The sequence below is a fragment of the Enterobacter sp. PL1 genome (assembly GCF_945957325.1).
In the GTDB taxonomy this organism is placed as follows: domain Bacteria; phylum Pseudomonadota; class Gammaproteobacteria; order Enterobacterales; family Enterobacteriaceae; genus Enterobacter; species Enterobacter roggenkampii.
Map to the genome: position 1 here is coordinate 1 of NZ_CAMFKT010000082.1, position 1,197 is coordinate 1,197.

Annotated in this window: 1 protein-coding gene; it reads right to left on the minus strand. The window is 45.9% G+C overall.

The window, feature by feature from the left end; genetic code table 11:
• Nucleotides 1–1,147: IS30-like element IS30 family transposase (locus N6P30_RS24320; protein WP_001610367.1), on the minus strand; the 1,147-nt coding region annotated here is incomplete at its 3' end.
• Nucleotides 1,148–1,197 lie beyond the last annotated feature (50 nt).

The following is a 1,197-nucleotide window of genomic DNA, read 5'->3' on the forward strand; positions in this document are numbered from 1 at the left end:
CTGTCAATGCAACACCCCTTTCAATTATCTCTTTCGGTGTTTTGAACTTCAGTGTCTTTCTCGGTCTGTTGTTTAGCTGAGCAGCAACCAGATCTAGTTCATGTTGAGTATATTGGGCAAGACATGTCTTTTTAGGAAAGTACTGCCGAATTAGCCCATTTGTGTTCTCATTTGTTCCCCGCTGCCAAGGACTCTGAGGATCGCAGAAGTAAACTTTAACGCCGGTGCTGACAGTAAATTCTAGATGTCTGGCCAGTTCCATTCCTCTGTCCCATGTCAGTGATTTTCTGAGTTCTGACGGTAAACTCAGGAATTTGTCGGTAAGAGCCTGATTTACTGAGACAGAATCTTTGCCCCTGAGTCTAAGGATGATCGTATAACGTGATTTTCGGTCTACAAGTGTGGCTATATGAGAGTTTTTTGTACCTGAGACTAAATCGCCCTCCCAATGCCCCAGAGAGCGTCTGTTATCGATATTTCGGGAACGTTCGTGAATTGGTGTTCCGTTCACTATGTTAATCGTACCTCTTTCGCCTTTGCGGGTATGACGCCTGCCATGGCGAAGGCTATGCGACCGTCGCAGATGCTGTATATTCAGGTGGTGTAGCGCTTCACGGCTACGAAAGTACAGCGTTTTATAAATTGTCTCAGGTGATATTCGCAGCGTTTTTTGACGTGGTTTTGTTCGCCTTAACCATCCTGATATTTGCTCTGGAGACCATTTCATCTCCAGCTTTTCCAGAACAAGCTTTCGCAATGGTAAATTTTGATCCAGTAAGCACGGTTTTGGCCTTTTCGCCATTCTGTTGGCTCGGTTATTAGCATCAACAGCTTTGTAATAGCGTCTGCCCCGATTACGCTGAACTTCACGTGAGATCGTCGAAGGACTGCGATTCAGCGCAGTAGCTATCGCACGAATGCTCATTTTGGCTGACAAACCAGCTCGTATCTCCTCGCGCTCAGACAGTGTCAGGTGAGCTACAGCCCGCTTACGCTCATGGGGTTTTATGCCGCCAGTATCCCTTAACATAGTGAAGATCGTTCCGGGTTTTGAACCCAGGATATTCGCTATTTCACTGAAGCCTGTTCCGTTCTTCCATAGTTCAAAAACAGAGGCTTTTTCCTCTGCTGTAAATGTTCGTCTCATTCAAAAAACCTCCGCAACCCCATGTTTTCACATAACTGTTGCGTTGACCA